The 21,979-nt window shown below is 52.5% G+C and carries 17 protein-coding genes; 1 reads left to right on the top strand and 16 read right to left on the bottom strand.

Annotated elements, in window-relative coordinates; all coding sequences use genetic code 11:
• Nucleotides 1-13 precede the first annotated feature (13 nt).
• The 3 genes from ACLIN2_RS06620 to ACLIN2_RS06610 form a co-directional block, all read right to left on the bottom strand.
• Nucleotides 14-1,255: an MDR family MFS transporter gene (locus ACLIN2_RS06620; RefSeq protein ID WP_400584016.1), complete on the bottom strand. Its 1,242-nt coding sequence runs from the start codon at nt 1,253-1,255 to the stop codon at nt 14-16.
• A complete protein-coding gene (locus ACLIN2_RS06615; protein WP_400584015.1) occupies nt 1,256-2,170 on the bottom strand; it encodes an ArsR/SmtB family transcription factor in 915 nt (304 codons plus the stop codon).
• A 208-nt stretch (nt 2,171-2,378) separates the two neighbouring features.
• The gene (locus ACLIN2_RS06610; protein ID WP_400584013.1) at nt 2,379-3,245 is read right to left on the bottom strand and encodes a LysR family transcriptional regulator; all 867 of its coding nucleotides are present in this window, start codon (nt 3,243-3,245) and stop codon (nt 2,379-2,381) included.
• A gap of 110 nt (nt 3,246-3,355) precedes the next feature.
• On the opposite strand from ACLIN2_RS06610, the gene dapA reads away from it, so the two are divergent.
• Nucleotides 3,356-4,246: a 4-hydroxy-tetrahydrodipicolinate synthase gene (dapA, locus tag ACLIN2_RS06605; RefSeq protein WP_327930515.1), complete on the top strand. Its 891-nt coding sequence runs from the start codon at nt 3,356-3,358 to the stop codon at nt 4,244-4,246.
• A 24-nt stretch (nt 4,247-4,270) separates the two neighbouring features.
• Here dapA and ACLIN2_RS06600 read toward each other — a convergent pair whose 3' ends face one another.
• The 13 genes from ACLIN2_RS06600 to ACLIN2_RS06540 all read right to left on the bottom strand — a co-directional run bounded on the left by ACLIN2_RS06600 (nt 4,271) and on the right by ACLIN2_RS06540 (nt 21,897).
• Nucleotides 4,271-5,233, bottom strand: a complete 963-nt coding sequence (locus tag ACLIN2_RS06600) for a metal-dependent hydrolase (RefSeq protein ID WP_411503582.1) — start codon at nt 5,231-5,233, stop codon at nt 4,271-4,273.
• Entirely contained in the window at nt 5,233-6,141 is a 909-nt protein-coding gene (locus ACLIN2_RS06595; protein ID WP_411503581.1) for a lysophospholipid acyltransferase family protein, read from the bottom strand. Before ACLIN2_RS06595 ends, ACLIN2_RS06600 begins: the two co-directional genes overlap by 1 nt.
• 27 nt (nt 6,142-6,168) lie before the next feature.
• Nucleotides 6,169-6,801, bottom strand: a complete 633-nt coding sequence (locus ACLIN2_RS06590; protein ID WP_411503580.1) for a GNAT family N-acetyltransferase — start codon at nt 6,799-6,801, stop codon at nt 6,169-6,171.
• A 182-nt stretch (nt 6,802-6,983) separates the two neighbouring features.
• The gene (locus ACLIN2_RS06585; protein WP_411503579.1) at nt 6,984-8,669 is read right to left on the bottom strand and encodes a DUF4127 family protein; all 1,686 of its coding nucleotides are present in this window, start codon (nt 8,667-8,669) and stop codon (nt 6,984-6,986) included.
• Nucleotides 8,670-8,710: 41 nt separating this feature from the next.
• Entirely contained in the window at nt 8,711-10,051 is a 1,341-nt protein-coding gene (locus tag ACLIN2_RS06580) for an FAD-dependent oxidoreductase (protein WP_411503578.1), read from the bottom strand.
• 14 nt (nt 10,052-10,065) lie between these two features.
• Nucleotides 10,066-10,911: a carbohydrate ABC transporter permease gene (locus tag ACLIN2_RS06575; RefSeq protein WP_411503577.1), complete on the bottom strand. Its 846-nt coding sequence runs from the start codon at nt 10,909-10,911 to the stop codon at nt 10,066-10,068.
• Nucleotides 10,901-11,839 (bottom strand): carbohydrate ABC transporter permease, encoded by a 939-nt coding sequence (locus ACLIN2_RS06570; protein ID WP_411503576.1) that lies wholly within the window; start codon nt 11,837-11,839, stop codon nt 10,901-10,903. Before ACLIN2_RS06570 ends, ACLIN2_RS06575 begins: the two co-directional genes overlap by 11 nt.
• A gap of 74 nt (nt 11,840-11,913) precedes the next feature.
• Nucleotides 11,914-12,600, bottom strand: coding sequence for a hypothetical protein (locus ACLIN2_RS06565; protein WP_411503575.1), 687 nt, complete (start codon nt 12,598-12,600; stop codon nt 11,914-11,916).
• Nucleotides 12,601-12,660: 60 nt separating this feature from the next.
• Nucleotides 12,661-13,956 carry an ABC transporter substrate-binding protein gene (locus ACLIN2_RS06560; protein ID WP_092266400.1) on the bottom strand — a complete coding sequence of 432 codons (1,296 nt, stop codon included), beginning with the start codon at nt 13,954-13,956 and terminating at the stop codon, nt 12,661-12,663.
• A gap of 97 nt (nt 13,957-14,053) precedes the next feature.
• The gene (locus ACLIN2_RS06555) at nt 14,054-14,809 is read right to left on the bottom strand and encodes a response regulator transcription factor (protein WP_411503574.1); all 756 of its coding nucleotides are present in this window, start codon (nt 14,807-14,809) and stop codon (nt 14,054-14,056) included.
• A complete protein-coding gene (locus ACLIN2_RS06550; RefSeq protein WP_411503573.1) occupies nt 14,781-16,652 on the bottom strand; it encodes a cache domain-containing sensor histidine kinase in 1,872 nt (623 codons plus the stop codon). Before ACLIN2_RS06550 ends, ACLIN2_RS06555 begins: the two co-directional genes overlap by 29 nt.
• A gap of 1,484 nt (nt 16,653-18,136) precedes the next feature.
• A complete protein-coding gene (locus tag ACLIN2_RS06545) occupies nt 18,137-19,927 on the bottom strand; it encodes a M3 family oligoendopeptidase (RefSeq protein WP_411503572.1) in 1,791 nt (596 codons plus the stop codon).
• Between the two features lie 1,019 nt (nt 19,928-20,946).
• Complete coding sequence (locus ACLIN2_RS06540; protein WP_411503571.1) at nt 20,947-21,897, bottom strand: MBL fold metallo-hydrolase; 951 nt, start codon at nt 21,895-21,897, stop codon at nt 20,947-20,949.
• Nucleotides 21,898-21,979 lie beyond the last annotated feature (82 nt).

Below are 21,979 nucleotides of genomic sequence, written 5' to 3'. Positions count from 1 at the left end.
GTTTCCAGCCCTCTTATCCTTGTTTTTCCATAGAATTGCCGTATATGGTATACAATTTTTTCCTTTCGTAAATGACACTGCCTAGCTTGTAAAACACCAGACTGAACAGTGCAATCGCAGCCATAATTAGAAACATCGCAGGTCCTCCGTAAGCGGACAGGATCATCCCCCCTACCCACGGACCCAGGAAGCTCCCCAGCTCACTGAAGCTCTGCGCGCCGTAGTAGGTTCCCCGCATATTGGCTGGGCTGATCTGATCGATCTGGGCGTACTCCGCAGGCACGATCAAAATCTCCCCGATCGTAAATACGACCATGGCAGCTACCATGAAGGTCCATCCTGTCAAAAAGGCAAAACCTATTTCCCCGGCGACCATCAGCAGCGCTCCGCCTGCAATTCTCGCAAACAGCGTGTATCTCTCTACCAATCTCGTCAGTGGAATTTGCAGAAGCAATACGGTAAACCCGTTTGCACTCATCATCATGCCAAAAAGAGCTACCCCTTCTACTACATGTTCCCGCAAATATTGGGACAGTGTAACCGACATTTGGCCGTGAACCGTGACGAGCAGAATGCCGCCAAAGACAAAAGCCAATAGAGCCGTATCCCGGCTGAGCACCTTCCACATTTGCCGAAGCCCCGGCTTCTCTTCCGCCGCTTCCCCCTGCCCATCTCCTACCGCGTACTGCTTGCAGGCGACACCTAATAGAATCGCAAACAGCACATAGGCGAGCGCGGTCAACAGAAAGGCTGTACCGCTGCCGGCTATTCCGAGAAACGCCCCGAGCATCGGTCCAATCGCGACACCCAGGTTATTCGCCAAATATCGGTTGGAAAAGACCCGAAACCTCTGGTCTGCTGGCGTCAAATCCCCCATCATCGCTTTGGACACCGTCCCGTAGAACGATCCCGCCAGCCCTTTTACGAGACTGACGAACAGCAGGGCAAGTGGATGGCTGACGACTACGAATGCGGCAAAAGCAGCTGCCATGACCATCATCGAGAGAATCATTAGCTTCCGTCTGCCGAACAAGTCAGACAAGATCCCCCCGAGAAAACCGCCGACGGTGCCTGCCAGTGGGCCAGCTCCCGCAATCATCCCAATGTACGCCGGTCCAAGCGTCGTCGTTTCACTCAAATAAATCGCTAGAAACGGCATGCTCATCGCTTGGGTGAGACCTACAAACACAGTCCCTGCCATCAGCAGATGAACGACTGGATGATACGCATGCCAATACTTCCGAAGTTGGTTCATTTAGGCTTCGTCCCCTTTTCCCAGAAAAGCATGCAGCAAGCTAGGAAGCTGATCGATAAACGATTCTCGCAGGCTGTAGTAGGAGATCGTCGTGCTTCCGGTGTAATGAGCGCGGATCAGGCCCGCTCTGCGCAAGGCTGTCACATGGTGGTGCACCGTGCTTTTCGCAAGCCCTATTTGCTGTGTCAGCTCCGTCAACGTACTTGGTCTTTCTGCCACGATACGCAAAAGTCCTAGCCGCTTTTCATCCGACAAGCACTGGGTGATCGGCAGTAATTTTTGCAGGACGGCTGTAGAATCGTCTACGGGATACAAGCACGTCGCCATCCCCCGGTAGAAATCCAGGACAGACAGCGGTGCGCAATGGAATTGAGGAATTAAGACAACCTGCTGCAAATCCGCCGTCGGCTCGAGCCAGATGCCGTTCGTTACCTGATCGATCAGCTCCATGGGGGACTTTTGCCCGAGCTGTTTCGTCAGCCGGCGTGTGCTTTCCTCCAGCTTCTCCAAAATACTATCCTCTACCTTGGAGAAATAATGCTCGTTCCAGCGTGTGAGCAAATACAAGCTATGGTCCCGGATCTCCCCTAGATTTAAGGGAATCGTATCGACCCACGGAGCCATGCGTTCATAGATTTCTCCTGGAGGCACCTGCGCTAGCCAATCGAGAAATTGCTCGACAGAACCTTTTTGCGGCGACTGTGCAACGAGAAGCACCAAGCGATGCAGCACTTCCCATCGTTCGTCCTCCAGCTCCTTTGCGAAATCAGGTGGCAGCAGCTTTGCCGTTTTTTCCTTCCACTCGCTGCCTAGCTGATAATGCTTTCTCTCCTTTTCCTGCAGATACACATACAGACTCACAATACATTCATAGGCAGTTGAATATTCGATTTTTATTGAATACATTTTGTTCATTCGATCACCATCGAACATTTTTGTTTTATATTACCATGAGTCTTTCATTTCGTATAGAGACTTTTGCGCAGCGACATTAAAAAACTTGGCTCCGCCAAACTTTTTGGCAGAGCCTTAACTGGCTGAGAATCTTCAAAAATCTTGCTGTACAAAAAAGCCAGCCGAACATCTCTGTGTCCGACTGGCCTGTCTTCTTGATAGCCTTTCACTAATGCAGCAGCTCGATAAAATCCTGCAAGGAATGAGACATCCACTTCTTCGGCCGCATCACGATTTGCAGGTCCAAGCGAATGTCGGGATGCTGAAAGGGAAGAGCCGCCAGCTCCCCGCGTTGAATCTCCTCGTTTGCTGCCATGAGCGGAAGCAGTGCAATACCGGCCCCTGTGACCAGACAGCGCTTGATCGCTTCCGGATTGCCCAGCTCAAGTCCCACTCGGTAAGGTACCTTCTGTTCCTGCAGCACCCGCTCCAGCATGATCCGATAGTTGCAGCTTGCTTCCGTCATGATCCACTCGATGTCGCTCAAATGCTCCAGGGTGATTGTTCCGATTGCAGCTAACGGATGCTCGGGACTCGCCAAGAGCACAAGCGGCTCCTCCCTGATCTTCACCCATTCGAGAGTCGGATCGGAGGGCTTGCTCTCGAGCAGAAGCCCGATGTCATAATCCCCTTCTCTCACCTTCTCGACGATGGCAGTTTCCCGGTCGGGCTGCAGCCTGATTGTCAAAGTCGGATACTTTTGCCGCAGATGCTGGATCAAGGCGGGGAGGTAGTAGGAAGCCAGTGAATCGATGGTTCCGATCGTCAGCGTTCCTCCCCCCTGCAAGGTCAGCGTTTCCTTTGACTGCTGATACAAATTCAGCATCTGAACCGCTATTTTCAGCAGCTCTTCCCCAGCAGAGGTTAGGCGCAGGCTTTTCCCGTACCGTTCAAACAGCTTGACGCCGTACGACTGCTCGAGCTTCTGGATTTGCATCGTCACACTGGACTGGGCATAGCCCAGCTCGCCAGCTGCTTTTGTAAAGCTCTGATGATAGGCAACCTCGCGAAATGTCTGAAAATAAGTGAGATCCATATCGTCACCACTTCAAAATTATTGATATTACATATCACTTATTATAGATAACACTGATAACGAATGCTATGGTAAAGTACTTACATCAAGCATAACGGGAGGAACACACATTGCTACAAGCACGCGATTTGCATGGCATTTATGCACCCGTCATCACGCCCTTTTTGCCAAATGAAGAGCTGGATCTGGACTCTTACCGCAAGCATGTTCAGGAGCTTTTACAACATAACATTCAAGGCATCATCGTCAACGGAACGACAGGCGAATCTCCAACTGTATCCTGGGAGGAAGTTGTCCAGCTTTTCCAAGCGACCAAAGAGGTCGTACAAGAGAGCGGCAAGCAGCTTCCTCTTATCATCGGCACAGGTACCAACAGCACGGTATCGACCGTAAAGCGGACTGAGCTTGCGGGCGAGCTGGGAGCGGATGCCGTCCTCATCGTCACACCGTACTACAACCGCCCACCTCATGCAGGTGTCATCGAACATTATCGTCGGGCATCTCAAGTAGGCGTTCCTGTTATCGCCTATGAAGTCCCTCATCGTACAGGTCTTCGTTTGAATGCAGATACCGTCAAAGCCGTTCTGGATCTAGATGGCGTGATCGGAATCAAAGACAGCACAGGCAGTCTCGACCTCCTTCACGAGCTTACCAAAGGAGATACGAAACCAGTCCTGTGCGGGGATGATGTCCTGTTCCTGTCCATGATGCAGCACGGAGCAACAGGCGGTATTCTAGCTTCTTCCATGATTCAAACCGAAAAATTCGTGGAAGTGTATGAGCTTGCCAAGCAAGGTGATTTTGCTCAGGCGCAAACGAAGTTCGATTCCCTCGTACCGATGATTCAAAAGCTTTTCCAAGAGTCGAATCCAGCACCGATCAAGTGGATTTTGACCCAGCAAGGCATTTTGTCTTCGGATACCCTGCGCCTGCCGATGAGCCCAATCAGCCAAGGCTTGCAGCAGGAATTGATCGAGTTGTTCCCTGCATTAGCGCGATAAAGCTGAGTCAAAGCGTGGAATCCCTCAGACATAGGGGGGATCCCACGCTTTTTTGCGCCATCCCAGGCGATGATGCACCACGTTGAGATCGTGGTCCAGCCGGACATCCACCCCAAAGGGCAGCTTGCGGTTGTACCAGAAACGCACATCGCTCCACACGACCTCATAGCCGTCCTGGCACTCTTTCCATGTGACGTGAATGCGTTGGGCAAACCCGAGAAAAGCGCGAACCCCATCGACCCCGATCGTCGCCTGTATGATATCATTGCGCTGCTGCTTGGGATAAACCTCTTCCAGAAGCACATGTGCGTACTCAATCTTTCCTGTATAGAACCGATCGCCTGTCTCTACGACGAAGCGCCAATGAAAGGGATGGAAGCTGGGAATGACGTGGCAGACTCCATTTGTATCCAGAGCCGAGGCTACGCGCTTGACTAACCGAGCATGCTGCCAGGCTCGCACCCCAATGTAGACGAAAGTGATACCGTACGCCGCGGGAAAGAGCATCACGGCATCTCCCCCAAAGCCTAGCCACCAGACAGCTGCTGCCACATGCAGCGCAAACACAAACGGTTCAAAGATCGCCAGCACATCCATGTGAACCCAGCGGCGGTTCAACGGCCGGATGCATTGGACACCATACGCATTGAGCATATCGAGAAAGACATGGAAAACGACTGCGATCCACGTCCAGAAATAAAGGGTGGCGAGCTGCCCCATCACATCGAACCCCCAAGCGAGCGGGACGCTGATGATGAGCGGCCAGAGAAACAGGGCGGGGATGGAATGAGTGATACCCCGATGAAAACGGATGTAAGAAGTGATGCCTCGCAATCTGACTACCGTATCAAAATCCGGTGCATGCGATCCCACCACAGTGGCGATCATTAGCGCCTGACCCACTGCCGGATCCGTACCGACAAATCCGGTCGCGTTCGCCAGTCCAGCCAATGTAACGCCCAACAAGAGATGGCTTCCTGTATCCATTACGATACCTCCCCAGCATGATAGTCTTCGGTCGTCCATCTTTCGTCCACATAAAACCAGTACAGCCATTCCGCGGGCACCGCTCTCACGGCATCCTCCAAAAAGGAGTAGAGCTGCTTCATCGCCTCTGCTGTTTGGTTTTTTTCGTAATGCTCATGCAAGTTGAGAGGAGCGAAAAAAGTGAGCTGGTGTGCAAATCCTTTTTTTCTGCGACAATAAAACGGTATGACAGGCGCGTTTCCCTCCAATGCCAGCATAGCTGCTCCACGTGGCAGCGGCGTCTTTTTTCCAAACATGTGTCCGAGTGGAAACTCCGGCCGCGAAAAGTCTCCCAAGAGAAAGACCACCCCATTTTGGGACAAATGCCTCCGCAGCTTCCGTAGCATGACCAAAGGCGGTGTCTCGTCATAGTCCAGCCCCTCGCAACCGAGCTCCTGGAAAATGAGATACAGCGGCCGCAGCTCGGCGCTTTGAGCGGTCACCACCGCCAGGCACGGGTAACGCTGACTTAAATACCAGTAAGCGAAAAAGAAATTGCCGATATGCGGTGCATACACGATCGCTCCCTTACCTTTCTGCAGAGCGGATTGCAGATGCTCTTCGCCTTCCGGATAAAATCGTTTGAAGCCTTGCTTAGGCAAGCGGTGGCTGACAAACAGCAATTCATAGAGCGCAACGCATACCTGGTAAAAATATTGTCTGCGCAGTCTTTGCACAGGTGCTTGTGTACCTAATACCGCACTCATATTGTCTTTAACCCGTTGGCTTACAGCCCCGCCAAATCGAGCCAACAGATGGGAAACTCCGAAGAAGAGAGCCAGCAAAAAGGGCGGGGGAATCCAGGCTAGCAGCTTGCCGAGCAAGTGCAGCCGATCTGGTCGTGTCAACCATCCAATCCAACGGTACATGGCGACCACCCTCTCCCTTTTTTCTGTTTATTTATCCAGAAACCGACGACGGTATTTTTCCGTGATTTGCTTTTGATCGAGGACGACAAAGTAATCCGTACTTCTTAGAATGGGATCGTACGCAGGCTCCTCGGCAAGCTCGGCACCTAGCCAAAGGTAGCCTTTCATTAAGGGAGGAAGAAGGCGATACATCTGCTTTAGGCTCTCCTCTGCATCTATCGGCCGCAGCCCCGTTTGCCTCGAGGACGGATGCGGGTGCACGCCATATCGCTCTGTAAGAAAGGAAAAGCGCTTCAGCAAGGCATGAATGCGGCTCAGCTGTTCATGATCTGCCTCGCGGAGGCTCGCGCAACCAACCAGATAGTCATACCCGTGCAGGTTCACATAGTCGGCGATCCCCTCCCATAGCAGTTGAATGACTCTGCCATTGCGGTAAGCAGGATCTACACAGCTTCTGCCAAGCTCCAGCATGCGTGTACGAGGGAGCGATGAGTGGCTTAGGTCAAATAACGTTTCCGAGTAAAACCCGCCGTTTGTCCCTGCTTTTTTCCCAGGCAGGAGGCGATACGTCCCAACGACTCGTTTTGTACCTACTTCCTTGACGATCAAATGGTCGCACCAGTCGTCAAAACGATCCTGATCCAGCCTTTTCCCCTCCATTTGATCTCCCCCTTTGCTTTTGCCGCAAGGTACTGATCCGTTCCGTTCTCTTTCACTCTACTCGCCATTGACTTTTATTCGATGAATCGCAGGTAAAGATTTTCTGAAGATTGTGGTAAGCTTCTGAACAACAAAAAAACAGGCCGCCAACTTCCGGATGGCGTACCTGTTCGTGCATTTGGTTACTTTCTCTCGACTGTGATTTCGGGTTGAATAAATACTTCAAACAACCGCTCCCAAGGCAGGACAATTTCTACGTCATCGAGACTTGTAAGCTTTCCAGTGAACGTGTGGTTGCCGCGCTTGCCGATGTCGATGGTTTGATCCGCGAAGTAGTTCTCATACCAATCCTCTACCTCGGGTGCGAGCTCCTCCACGACGAAATCGTTCACTTCCTCAAAATCGTCGCCAAGTCCCCATTCATTTCCGCCCAATTCCTTGACCAACTCCCGGGCATCTGCCATGACTTCGTTCCGGTAGTTGTGATCGTTGACAAACGAGGAGAGCAGCAGATTCACGTGTGCCTCAGCAGCATCCACCGTCAACGGCACGCCAAACTGATTTCCCTTTTCCAAAAAGGCGGTGCGCTGAAGAGCTTGACCCAAGGCGCTGCCCATATTGTTCCCCGCTGTGCCCCATCCGGTATAGGAGAGAAGGGCTGGCAGCTTCACATCGTCCTGCAGACGCTCGATGAGATCGGGGTCTGCCTTGTTCGTAATCGTCACATCCGTCACGGCGACTCGCTTCCCGTCCTCGAGGTGCTCGTTGATCACGTCGACAAAATCATCCAGCGCTTCCCTGCGGTCGGCTTTGCTCTCCCCTGGTTCCGATGGCGTATTCACCATCAGGACGAGATCCGCATCATCTGCATCACGTACCGCCTTGCCACCTGCCGCAACGATATGCATGTCCACGCTCTCGTCAAACGTCGTATCTTCAAACGACGCCGTCCAGTCGCTGCCATCTATGCCCGAATACTCGACGGCTACTTTGGGGTGGATGCCGAGTTGATCGAGTGACAGACGGCTGACGAGCACTGTTCCTACTTCATCGGCTCCGGGAAACACCGCTGTGCGATCCTCGACACCGAGGTCCTCCGCTTTTTCCACCAACGCTTCCCGTTCTGCGCGGTGCAATCCGTGTGGAGCTGCGTCATCCTGAGCAAGCACGAGGTAATCGATGGTTCCGTCTTTGACCCAATCGATGAGCAAGGAATTGATTTTGTGATTGCGTTCACGGGCATCCAGATAATCCTGCAGTACGGCTTCGGGAATGAGCTCCTCCAGCTCTTCCAGACGATCCTCTTTTTCCGTCATCCCGAGGTTGTGCACTTCGTCATAGAGAATGGCCCACTCCCGGATCTGATCGTAATATTTCAGTGTTTCGGGATCGGTAGCTGTTACTGCCAGCCGCTGAATCGTATCGAATACGAAGATCGGCTTCTTCGGCTTCTTGGCTTTCAGTCGCTTGATCGCCTTGATATTGGACAGCGCATCCTCGTACGATTGATCGGCGGTACGGGAAGCCACAAGTCCCCCGTATGCGAGCATGCTGACGGAAATGACCGAGCCATCGACTTTGTCTGCCTGGTCGAGCAGCCAGTCGCCAATCTCCTCCCCATCTCCCGGGGTAGTGAAATGACCGAGCATGTCTTCATCCGGCATGATCGTCTCCACTCCTCCCGCCTTCGCAGTCATCTGCGGAAAATACGTATTGACTGGACGATCATCCAGTGGCACCAGCGCGATTTTGGCGATCGGCTTTGGCGACGTTTTTGCCTGTGCCCCATTCATTTGCCCAAACGGCAGCATGCCTGTCAGCAGCGTTGCCATCGCAACCGTAGAAATTACAAATCTCCACTTCTTCATCGTTTCGACTCCCTTCATCGCAAGCGAAAGTAACGGACGACTTACAGAACGGCATTTGCTTTTCGCAATTCTAGCTGCAGCTTGGATACGTCAATCTTTCGTGGAATCGTTCGATCCAGATGAGCGATGGCTGCCGCCGTACCTGCTGCCTGACCGGTAGCCATGCAGCTCGGAGTGAGCCTCGTCGTCGCCAGCGCCTCATGCGTGGTCGAAATGCACCTCCCTGCCGCGAGCAGGTTTTCGATCCTTTTCGGCAGCAGACAGCGATACGGGATGTCGTAAGCGCCGTCCCCCTCGATATCCGCGGCGATCACGCCTTTTCCGGATGGATCATGGATGTCGACAGGATAGCCGCTGCGTGCGACCACGTCAGCGAATTTGCGTCCCTGCACCACGTCCTCGATCGTCAGGCTGTACGCTCCTGCGATTCTGCGCGTTTCCCGAATGCCGATCTGCGTTCCGACTGCAGAGATGGAGGCACCAGAAAACCCTGCGATCTTACTTTTCAAAAATTCAGACATCATTAAAACCTGACGTCTCCCTATCTCCTCTGCCTCCGTCAAATCCTCCACATCCGTGCCATCCAGTCCTTGGACGCGCGTGCAGTTGATCAGTACCTCATCCTTTTCCGGACCGGTGAAAAAGAGAACCTGATCACGGTTGATCGGCACTCCTGATGCCTTCCACTGAGTGTAAAAGCCTTGGACACCTGTCAGCGGTATCTCTCTAAGCTTTGCAAACGGCGTCTTGTGGTAGAAATCCTCCGGGTGTGCCAGCATGTACGCTTTGACCTGCTCCAAATCCACCCCGCGCATCCGAAACTTCATCGTCATCGGCTGCGTGCGTCCGTCGCTTTCCCTGCCCTGGTACGTCGGCGCTCCAGACAAATACGCCACATCTGCATCTCCAGAGGCATCGACGAAGATATTTCCGCAAATCTCGTACTTGCCGGATTTGGTCGTGATTTGGATCGCTCTGATCCGGTCACCTTCTACGACAGCCTCGTCAACAAAGCTGTGAACGAGCAGCTTGACTCCTGCTTCCTTCAGCATTTCGACTGCCAGAAGCTTGTAGATTTCAGGATGGTACGGCGTGACTGTATGAACGAAGCCAACTGTATCCCGCAGATGCCCCGGAGAGCCGCCGCGCTCCTGCAGCCGCTCCACGATTTCCTGGGCGATGCCCTTGATCACCTGCTCTCCTTTTTCCGTATGAAACGTCATCCAAGGGTACACCAAGGCAGCTGTAGACATGCCGCCGAGAAAGCCATAGCGTTCGATCAGAATCGTCTTGGCACCCAATCTTCCGCTTGCCAGCGCCGCATTGATTCCGGCGGGTCCCCCACCTACGACCACGACATCCGCTTCAAGTATGCGGTCCATATCCTCCACCTCCGTTAATCCTTCATTCCTGTCATCGATACACCCTCAATGAACTGCTTTTGGGCGAAAAAGAACACAATCAGCAGGGGCAAGGTCGCCATCACCGAAGCACTCATCAGGTGATGCCAGGCCGTACCCGCTTCGTCTGTAAACAGGGAAAGAGCGAGCGGCAGCGTCATCAGCTCTCGGTCGTTCAAGAAAATGAGCGGATCGTAAAAGTCGTTCCAGCTGGTCAAAAAGGTAAAAATCGTCAGGGTCGCAATCGCCGGCTTGGCAAGCGGCAGCATGATGCTCCAGTAGATTCGCCAGCGCGAGCAGCCGTCGATCATCGCGGCCTCCTCCAGCTCCTTCGGGATCCCGAGGAAAAACTGGCGCATGACGAATACCCCGAAGATTCCTCCTGCTCCAAATATGGGGAGGACGATCAGCGGCACATGTGTATTGATAAAGCCGAGTGCACGCATGAACAAAAACATCGGAATCGAGGTCACTTCATTCGGGATCATCATCGTCGACAGCAGAAGCAGGAAGACGAGATTGCGCCCTCTAAAAGGAATTCTCGCAAACGCATAGCCGGCGATAGATGCAAACAGGACCGTACCGATTGTCACAAGAATCGCGATGTACAGGCTGTTCCAATAGAACAAGTGGAATGGCGTGTTCGCCAGTACCTCCGTGTAATTTTCCAGCCGGATCGGCGATGGAATCAGCTCAGGGGGAAACACGAAGATTTTGGCTGGCTCCTTGAGCGATGTCGAGAGCATCCATAGGAACGGAACGAGCATGATGAGGGAGACGACAGACAGCGTCAAGTAATTCAACCCGATCCCGAGGATTTTTCCGGGACTCTTATTCTTCATGGAATACCCACCTCTTTCGATACTGCCACTGGAGTAACGTAAATACAAAAATGATAAAGAACAACACAAAAGCGAGCGCTGACGCGTAGCCAAACTCGAAGTTTTTGAAGGCCTTCTCCCAGATGTAGTAGACCAGCACCTTCGTACTGTCGCCTGGTCCTCCTTGGGTCATCACGTAGATTTGGCCGAACACCTTGAGCGATCCAATAATGGTCAATAGCGTCGTCAAAAAGATCGTGGGCGAGATCATTGGGACGGTGATCTGGAAAAACTGACGTGCCCTTCCTGCTCCATCAATCCTCGCTGCCTCGTATAAGTGAACGGGCACCTGCTGCAGAGCGGCAATAAACAGCACCATGTTCAAGCCCACGTTTTTCAGGACGCTGGTCACGATGACGACAGGCATGGCCAACTGCGGATTGTACAGCCAGGCTGGACCCGTGATCCCGAACAGCTGCAGGATCTGGTTGATAAAGCCTGTATCGGTTGCAAACAGGTACTTCCAGACAATTGCCCAAACGATCAGCGAAGTCATGACCGGCACGAAGATGGCCGTACGGAAGATGCCAATCCCGGGCAGCTTGCGGGCGAGCAGAAGAGCCAGACCCAGGGCGAGGACGATATTCAGCGGAACGAGCCCTGCCGCAAACGTGAACGTATTGCCAACAACCGTCCAAAACTCCTCATCGGAAAAAATGGCCTTGTAGTTGTCCATCCCAACAAAGGTCGGCTCTCCCAAAAGCGGCCAATCCGTCAGACTCATGTAAAAGGCGAGCAATAGCGGCCCGAGCAGCAGCACGAGAAATCCGAGCACCATCGGACTGACAAACAGCCAGCCACTCACATTGGCTTCCCGATGAAACGGATTTCTTTTCGGCTTCGCTTTTTTCTGTTCAGGAGAGATGGGAATATTCATGTTGCTCTCCATACGCATTCCTCCTTCGTGGGCGAAGCTGCCTCTTCCTTTTTCTTACGAGGCCGCACCCGGTTCCCTTTGCGTGCTTATTTGTCGATTGCATTGCGTAGGGCTGCGACCGACCTTTTGATCTCGTCTGTCGTCGTCCCAAGTGCCATCGCCCCCGCCAGCAAGACACGCACGCCCGTATCTCGCAGGGCCGGAATATCTGCTGGCACGACTTTTCGCTGGGTAGGAACCATCACCGGAATCCCCGCCTTTTCCACCAACAACCGATATTTCAGCAGATCGGTAAATACCAACGGCGTTCCGTATTCCGCACCTGGGACGATAGAGGCTTCCAAGGCAGTCATGGGAAAATGCTTCATTGAATCTAGCAACGCCCAATCGAATTGATCGTCAATGGCAAAGGTGCTCGCTACCCCCTCGATCCTCATCTGTGCTGCTGGCAGGTGGTGTCCGTAAATCGAGATAAAGTCGATGCCAATCGAGGAAAGCTGCGCTAGCTCGGCTGGGTTCAAGTCTTGTGGAGAGCCAGCAGGAACGATGCCAAACGGTCCGTCAAACTGACTGCGGATGGATGTGAACAGCTCAAGATAATTGGCGAGGGGACCAAAGCTGTTTCCACTCGCTCGATGATGCACGTTCATATGCACCTTGAGTCCATCTGCTCCTTCCGCAAGCGCTGTATTCGCCAGCGACTCCTCATTGCGCGGCAGACTGACGAACAGCTGAAACGGCTTTTCAGAAAGCGCACGCTCCAATCGATTCATCACGAAGCCCCCCTCCCTTCAAATGGTTGGCGGCCTGTTTTCCAGACCGCCACAGCTCAGCTATTTTTTCAAAATCGGGTTGATCTTCTCTTCCAACGACTTCATGATGTCCTGCGGCTGTGCCGTTTGACCGAACAGCTGGTCAAAGCCGGCGAGAATCGTATTGTCGATTTTTTGCCATTCCACATGGCCTGGCTGGAAGTGCGCTTTTGGCATTTCATCGATCACGGCTTGCTTGATGTGGGCTGGGTCCGGATTGTCAGGCTGCTTCAAGAACAAATCCGAGTTGAGTACCGATGTGCGCGGTGGCACGAAGTAAGCAGATGTCGCCTGGACGCCTTCCTCGCTGGCGATGAATTTGAGGAACTCCTTTGTTTCCTGCAAATGCTTGGTTCCTTTGAAAATCGAGTAGCCTGCCTGGCCGAGCATCGGGGCAGAGCCTTGGGAACCGGATGGCATCGGCGCGATGTCCCATTTAAAATCTTTGATCGTGCGCGCTTTGGAGACGTAGCTGTACACATCGAAGAACATCCCGATTTTGCCTGACTCAAAGCTCACCTGCTCCCCGGCTTTCGGATGCGAGCCATCCGTAAACATCATGCGCTGCAGCATGCTGAGCGTCTCCGTTCCGTATTGGTCGTTCCAGGTGAATTGCGTCATCTCTTTGTTGAAAGGTCCGCTGCCATTTGACCACGAGTACGAGGATAGGAGGATCCACGTTTTCCAGTCCCGGAAGAAGTTGGCCCCGTAGATTTTGCTCGCGCCCGTCCCGCTGGTGATCGCTTTTGCTGTCTTTTCAAACTCTTCCCACGTCCACTTGCCTTCTTTTGCCAGATCGTTCGGTGATTTCAGACCGGCTTTCTCGATCAGGTCCTTGTTGTAGAACATCACGCTTGGCGGTGTAGAAAAGGGGATCCCGTAGAGCTTTTCATCTTTTTGGAACAGGGCGAGCGTGGACGGAATGAAGTCGTCCATTTTAAAGTTGGCGTCCGAATTGAGGTCCGTCACGTCCTCCAAAATGCCATTTGCCATAAACTGCGGCACCATGCGCTCCGATACCCAGCCGATGTCCGGCAGCTCCTGTCCTGCTGCCAGCACGGTCACCTTTTGCTGATAATCCGGGAAAGGCACAGATTCCAGCTTTACTTTGATATTCGGGTGAGTCTGTGTGAATTTATCGATCAGCTTCTGGTATAGATCGAGGTGAGCTTGATTGCCCCATGTCAAAAAGGAAAGCTCCACAGGCTCATCGCTTTTCGCCGCAGGATCGCTGGATGCTGCCGGCTTGCTGCTGCACCCCGCAAAAGTAAACGCTGTCAAAAGTATAGACAATGCCAAAAAGATTGCCTTTTTCATGATGTACCCCCTATTTTCTGGAATCGTTTCCTAGCACAAGTATAGATTTGAGGGAATATTGAGATAAATCATCTGATTTACAGATTTGGTATGGGATTTAAAGGTCTTCTTCTCCTGACGCCCCATCCCGGTAACCGCCGGGGGTCATCCCGACTTCTTTTTTGAAAACGATCATGAAATGCTTGGGGCTCTGGTAACCAACCAAGCGAGAAATGTCGTAGATCTTCAGGCTCGTCTCACGCAACAGCTGCTTGGCCCGTTTCATCCTCGTCCTCGTAACGTAGTCAGATACGTTTTCTCCCGTCTCAGTCTTGAACAGCTGGCTGAGGTAAATCGGATTGAGATGGACGAAATCTGCCAGCGTTTGCAGACGTAGGTCGCCATCTGTATGATCCTGGATGTAGTTTTTGACTTTGCGGATGATGTGCCGCTCTTCCTTTTGGCTTTCGGTCTGCTCAGCTGCGACAGACTGTTTCTTTCGCTCCAGTGACTGCCGGATTTTTTCCAGCGTTCCCACCAGCTCGATCCGGTCAATCGGCTTGAGCAGGTAGTCTGTTACTTTGTGCTTCAATGCTTTTTGGGCGTACTGAAAGTCACCGTATCCACTGATAATAACGATGGGCAGCTCTTCATACATCTCGCGAATCTTGCCGATCATCGCCAGCCCATCGATTTCTCTCATGCGAATGTCCGTGATGATCAGATCAGGCATGTCCGTGCGCAGATAGTGCAGCGCCTCTTTCCCATCCTGCGCCTCTGCTACGACACAAAAGCCTGTAGTCACCTTTTCGATCAAGGTCTTCAAGCCTTCCCGGATGATCCGCTCATCCTCCACTAGCAAGACTTTGTACATGTCTCATCGCCCTCTTTTCATTTTCTATGGGGATTCGCAAGGAAAAGATCGATCCTTGTCCTGCCTGACTGTCCATCATCAGGTGGTATCCTGCGCCGTACAGGAGGGTAATCCGCTGGTAAATATTGCGGAGAGCCGTCCCCGTACGCTGGCTGCTTGCTGCTTCATTCTGGTGAAAGGGGATGGTGACACTGGAGCGCAGCCTGATCAGCTCTGGCTGGGTCATCCCTTTGCCGTTATCGCGCACACTGATCTGCATAGCCTCAGCATCCCGTGCGACTGAAAGCCAAATGGTACCGCCTCTCTCCTGGCGCTCGATGCCATGGTATATCGCATTTTCCAGCAAGGGCTGCAAAAGCAGCTTCGGAATGGGCGCGTCTCGCAGCGACTCATCCACTTCCATCACCACCTGGATTCGATCCCCGAGACGTGTCTGCTGGATACGAACGTAAGAGGACAGTGATTCCAGCTCTTGCGCCAGTGTCACAAAGCCATCTCCCCGCTCTACGGTGTAGCGCATCAGCTTGCCTAAAGAGGACACCATGTCCGATACATCGTAGTTGCCTGCACGGATCGCCATCATGTTGATCGCCTCGAGCGTATTGTAGATAAAATGCGGGTGGATCTGACTCTGCAGGGCCGCCAGCTCCGCCTCCCGTTCGCGCAAGCTGATGACGTATACTTCGTTGACGAGTCGGTTGATCTCTTCTACCATGTGGTTAAACTGCTCGCTCAGCTTGCCGATCTCATCTGTGGAGGAGACTGGCACACGCTCGTGAAAATGTCCTTGCTCGACCTGGAGCATTTTTTCCTTAAGCGAAACCAGCGGCTTGCTGAGTGAATAGGCAAAATAGCTTGCGAGTCCTCCCGCCACGACCAGAAAGATCGCCGCGATCAGAATAGTAAAGCTGCGCAGGTCATTGGAGTCTTTCAGCAAGCTGTCTATGGGGATCATGCTGATGACTGTAAGTCCCGTCCTCGCTGATACATTGTCGATCAATAAGTAGCGCTGTCCCTGCAGGCTGATCGTTCTACCTGACTGCCCCGGATGTACGAGCCCGGCAGTTTCCTGCAGCAGCGCCTGGTAGCCAGGTGTAGTCTCGTTCTCTCGCTTCTCGTAAAAAAGCTCCTGCTGCTGATTGACGATGATCAGGCTGCCTTCTTTCGTAAAGGGCATGTTGGTCAAAATCTGGTCGATCATCTCCATCTTCATGTCGATCTTGATGATTCCGAGCGGCAGATTGGTGTTGGGCTCTCTTAAAAGACGTGCGACAGAAAAGTAGCGATCCATCGATGAATCAACATAGTAGGCGGGGCGGTGCGAAGGGATAATGACGGACGCACCGTTTCCTGCAAGCACGCGACTGTACCATTCCTCTTTTCGCAGATCGACCTGTGCCTTCATCGTCGACGGATCGAGATTGGAGAATACCAGCCCATTTAGGGACATGATCTGGATGCCTTTCACTTCCGGTCGGCTGTAAGAAAGGCTTGATATGTACAGCGTCATTTTTTGCCGTTTTTCTGTGGAAAGGTAGAGAGGTGCTTGCGCGCTGCCACCAAGCTCCCGGAGAATCGACAGAATGCTGTTATCGTAGAGGGGCATCAGGGAGAGGCGCTTCATCTCTTCCATATTTCGGTCCAGGTTTTGGTTGATTTGGTGGACGATCTGCGCTGTGTATGCGGAGGTTCTCTCTTCGGTGGAGGTAGTGAATTTGCTGTAGGTGATCATACCTTGCAAGCTAAGCGGAATGGCGATCAGGCAGAGAAACAACGTGAGCATCTTCGTGCGTAGCGTTCCGCGAAACAGGTGCAAAGGATGCTTTTTCATCCGGTGGTTCATGGCAGGCTCTCCACTCCTTATCTACAATCTGAGAATTCGGACTACTTCTTCTACCATTCTGTTAAATCCTTTTTCAGGTGCATCGGGCTGTTGTGGAGGGGAGGAAAAGAGAGAAAACGCTCCGTTAGTAGGGACACTGCTCGGGGGTCATTCCTGTTCGGCTCCGTTTCAAAATCGGAACCCGCGTCCAAAGTGGTCGGTTCATGGATGCTTGTTCAGAGGTGGACGCTAAGGGCTGGTTCCGCTTTTTCCACTCCGCCTGGGCTGTGTCCCTAATGCCCTCGCTTTTTTCTCTCTTTTCCTCGGCCAGCTATTTGTGTTGCGTGGGCTTTTTTTGCAAGTATCCCAGGGTTGCTTTATAAAAACATTTTCTGTCTGGCTTCTCGGGGGAGAGGAAAAGAGAGAAAACGCTCCGTTAGTAGGGACACTGCTCGGGGGTCATTCCTGTTCGGCTCCGTTCCAAAATCGGAACCCGCGTCCAAAGTGGTCGGTTCATGGATGCTTGTTCAGAGGTGGACGCTAAGGGCTGGTTCCGCTTTTTCCACTCCGCCTGGGCTGTGTCCCTAATGCCCTCGCTTTTTTCTCTCTTTTCCTCGGCCAGCTATTTGTGTTGCGTGGGCTTTTTTTGCAAGTATCCCAGGGTTGCTTTATAAAAACATTTTCTGTCTGGCTTCTCGGGGGAGAGGAAAAGAGAGAAAACGCTCCGTTAGTAGGGACACTGCTCGGGGGTCATTCCTGTTCGGCTCCGTTCCAAAATCGGAACCCGCGTCCAAAGTGGTCGGTTCATGGATGCTTGTTCAGAGGTGGACGCTAAGGGCTGGTTCCGCTTTTTCCACTCCGCCTGGGCTGTGTCCCTAATGCCCTCGCTTTTTTCTCTCTTTTCCTCGGCCAGCTATTTGTGTTGCGTGGGCTTTTTTTGCAAGTATCCCAGGGTTGTTTTATAAAAACATTTTCTGTCTGGCTTCTCGGGGGAGAGGAAAAGAGAGAAAACGCTCCGTTAGTAGGGACACTGCTCGGGGGTCATTCCTGTTCGGCTCCGTTTCAAAACCGGAACCCGCGTCCAAAGTGGTCGGTTCATGGATGCTTGTTCAGAGGTGGACGCTAAAGGCAGGTTCCGCTTTTTCCACTCCGCCTGGGCTGTGTCCCTAATGCCCTCGCTTTTTTCTCTCTTTTCCTCGGCCAGCTATGGCTGTTTCACAGGCTTTCTTTGAAAGGATCTCTGGGAGCTTCTAGGGAAGGCATTTAAAAGCTGCAAGGGAAACAGATACCGAATCGCGTTAGACTGAAAACCTCTTTGTGTACGGCATCATACAATTTCGGATCATAAAGTTAAGCTTGTCTGTTCCCAGTGGAGCTGACACAGTCGGGTGACGAATGTAGTGAATTTCGCAACTGTGCCCGAATTAACGCATTTCAACCCTAAACAGCAAAAAAGCCTGTCATCATCGTGACAGGCTTCCTGCTATTGCGTTGCTTATCCGTTTTTATGCTTCTTCGGTCAGTCGCAGGAACTCATCGATATCGGCTACAGCCAGGTCGACAGCGGCTTGCCAGAATTCTACCTGCGTCATGTCCTCACCGAGATGGGTTTGTGCGAGGTCTTCTACCATCAGGCGGCCCGTGTCGCGCAGGAGGGCATCGTATTTGTCCGCGAAGCTTTCTCCTTCTGCCAGCGCACGGGCGTAGACGCTCAGGCTGAACAAGTATCCGAATGTGTACGGGAAGTTGTAGAACGGATACGTTGTGATATAGAAATGGAGCTTGGAAGCCCAGAAATGCGGCTCGTATTCGGCGAGCGCACCGGCGTATGCTTCTTGCTGCGCTTCTGTCATCAGGCGGTCGAGGTCGGCAGCGCTAACCAAGCCGTTTTTACGTGCTTCGTAGAAGTTTTTCTCAAACAGGAACCGCGCCTGGATGTTCATGAAGAAAGCGAGAACAGATTGCAGCTTGTCTTCGAGCAGGACCAGTTTTTCGTCGTCGTTCGCTGCGTTTTTCACCGCTGCATCTGCGAGGATCATCTCGGCAAAGGTCGAAGCTGTCTCTGCTACGTTCATCGCGTAGTTTTGCGCGAGGGGCGGCAGATCCCACATGACTTGCTGATGGTAGGCGTGCCCCAGCTCATGGGCAAGGGTAGAGACGTTGCTCGCGTTGCCAGCGTAAGTCATGAACACGCGGGATTGCTTGCTCACCGGGAAGCTGGTGCAGAAGCCGCCTGGACGTTTTCCTGGGCGATCCTCTGCTTCGATCCACGCATCGTCAAAGGCAAGCTGTGCGAACTCCGCCATTTTCGGGTTGAAGCGATCGAAGTTCTCCACGATCAATGCTGCCGCTTCGTCGTAGGAAACCTTTTTGTGTGTGCTCCCTACAGGTGCCGAAATGTCATACCAGCTCAGCTTCTCTACGCCAATCAGCTTCGCTTTGCGCTCCAGATAAGCAACCAGTCGATCCTTGCGATTGTTGATTGCCTGCCACATCGCATCCAACGTCTTTTCCTGCATCCGCCCGATGTCAAGTGGCTCGCGCAGGACCGAATCCCAGCCGCGGTGACGATACAGCGCCAGACGGAAACCACCCAAGTGATTCAAGGCTTGCGCGCAAAGCTCTGTTTCGTTGCCCCACGCTTCCAGCCATTTTTCAAACGCTTGCTTGCGCACGGCACGGTCCGGATGGCTCATCAGGTTGGATGCCTGCCCTACTGACAGCTGCTTCTTCTCACCGTCCAGCTCCACCTCGATGGTCATGCGTCCTACCACTGCGTTGTACAGGTCCTGCCAAGCGTGATACCCGTCGACAGCCAGATCGTTAGCGAGCACTTCTTGCTCTGGGGACAGCTTTTCCTGTGCACGACGGCGGCGCTCGTTCAAGTTAAAGGCGATAGCAGACAGCTCTTCCTCTGCCAGCAAAGCTTCCCATTTCGCCTCGTCGATTTTGAGCAGATGCTCCTCCCAGCGAGTCAAAGCTGAGCCAAAGGCTGCAGAGATGCTTTTCACACGTCCACCGAGCATTTTCGCGGCTTCGTCCTTCATGTTTTGGGCAGTCAGGCAGGAGATAAACGCGCCGGCCTGTCTCGTCCGAACAGAGATCGCTTGTACGCTGTCGATGATCTCTACAAATGTTTTCTTTTCCTGCAGTGCCAAGTCCGCTTTCTCTACCCTGGCTTGCAGTGCGGCGATATCTTTTTCCAGCTCAGCGAGAAAGGAACGAAATGCTTCGGATTCGCTCCCTCCCGGAAACAGTACTTCCAAATCCCAGCGCTGTGGCAATGTTTTTTCCATCGAAATCCCTCCCGTATCTATGAAATACAGCTTTTTTCCCGTTCTTACTGTTTACCAGTAAGCACCATACTAAAACTCTATCGATAAATTAATTTCTGCTGAAATTTCCGAACTCCTGCTCTTTTTTGACCCAAATTGTTTTCTCGGTTTCCTTTTGCTGTTCCTGCTTTGAGGCTCATTGTAAGTGTAAATGCCAATCAAGTGGGTGGCGTAGCTTTCGTGGAGGGGAGGAAAAGAGAGAAAACGCTCCGTTAGTAGGGACACTTCTCTGGGGGCACCCCTGTTCGGCTCCATTCCAAAACCGGAACCCGCGTCCAAAGTGGTCGGCTCTCAGATGCCGGTTCAGAGGTGGACGCTAAAAGCAGGTTCCGCTTTTTCCATTCCGCCTGGGCTGTGTCCCTAATGCCCTCGCTTTTTTCTCTCTTTTCCTCAGCCAGCTGTCTTGCTTTCAAGGGCTTTTATTTGGTCGATTCATGGTCGTTCATTAAGTACTAAAGAACTAAAGAACTAATTCAAGTGGTCTGTCGGGCTTTACGGAGGGGAGGAAAAGAGAGAAAACGCTCCGTTAGTAGGGACACTTCTCTGGGGGCATCCCTGTTCGGCTCCATTCCAAAACCGGAACCCGCGTCCAAAGTGGTCGGCTCTCAGATGCCGGTTCAGAGGTGGACGCTAAAAGCAGGTTCCGTTTTTTCCATTCCGCCTGGGCTGTGTCCCTAATGCCCTCGCTTTTTTCTCTCTTTTCCTCAGCCAGCTGTCTTGCTTTCATAGGCTTTTATTTGGTCTATTCATGGTCGTTCATTAAGAACTAAAGAACTAAAGAACTAAAGAACTATTTCAAGTGGTCTGTCGGGCTTTACGGAGGGGAGGAAAAGAGAGAAAACGCTCCGTTAGTAGGGACACTTCTCTGGGGGCATCCCTGTTCGGCTCCATTCCAAAACCGGAACCCGCGTCCAATCGTCTTCTGGCTCTGCCCTGCTTCCATAAAAAAACCGACTCTAGCAGTCGGTTTCAAAGCTTTGCTATTTGTGATCCTCTAAAGGCAATGTATAGGTCTGCCCTTGCTTCTCCATCACAATCAGGTGCCGTTCCTCTCCGGCGGCAGCTAGCAGCCGCTCCATGGGCTCTTCTACTGGCTCCTGCGACAAAACGAAAGTATTCCAGTGAATCGGGACTAACCATTTGCCGCCGGACTGCTTGAACATTTGCCAGGCTTGCTCGGGTGTGCAGTGAGCTCCCTGATACGAGTCGGGCTTGTAGGCGCCAATCGGCATGAAGACCAGATCGATCGGGCCGAATTCCTGCTTCAGATGCTCCATGGACATGTACGCGGTATCTCCCGGATAGAGGATGCGCACGCCATTTTTCTCGATGACGTAGCCTTGGTAGCCGTAGTCGTGATTCCACGGGAAGCGGTTGCCCCAGTGCCTTACCGGAATCGCGGTAATTTTCACGCCATCTTTTGTAGTCTTGGTCTCATGCGGCTTCATTTCCTCGATCGACCCGTATGGCATGCCTTGCAGCAGCGGACTTGTATTCGCAGCAGTAATGAGATGCGTGGACGGACGTGCCAACTGACGGAGGGTGGGCAAATCCACATGATCCATGTGGGCGTGGGACAGCAAAATCAGGTCGGCTTCCCCAATCTCTTCGTCCGATAAAGCAGGCGGCGTAAACCGCGTGGGTCCAAAGTGAAGCCCTGCGATGCGAAGACCGAGCCTTTTGCCCAGCACAGGATCTGTGATGATTTTCGTCCCAAAGAAATGAAACAGGATCGTCGAGTGTCCAATCCAGGTAAACGTCACTTCGTCCTTTGACCATTCCGTTGGGATCGGCTTGTGCTCCAAATCGCGGTAGACAGGCTTGGGCAGACTTCCCATGTGATACCAGTAGCGATAACCGATATAGCCAAACAATGCCAAAATCAACAAGCCAATGATGGCACCAATCCATGTGAGTATCGTGATCAGCATCGTGAACCCCTTATCCAGTGCAGTTTTTTGATGCCATCATTATAGCAAACGGGTAGCAGGAGAAAGCAAGAGACGAGCGTCC

The organism is Brevibacillus centrosporus (genome assembly GCF_046622605.1).
Classification (GTDB): Bacteria; Bacillota; Bacilli; order Brevibacillales; family Brevibacillaceae; genus Brevibacillus; species Brevibacillus centrosporus.
Note: the sequence above shows the minus strand (reverse complement) of the source record. Positions and strands in the feature narration are given on the sequence as shown.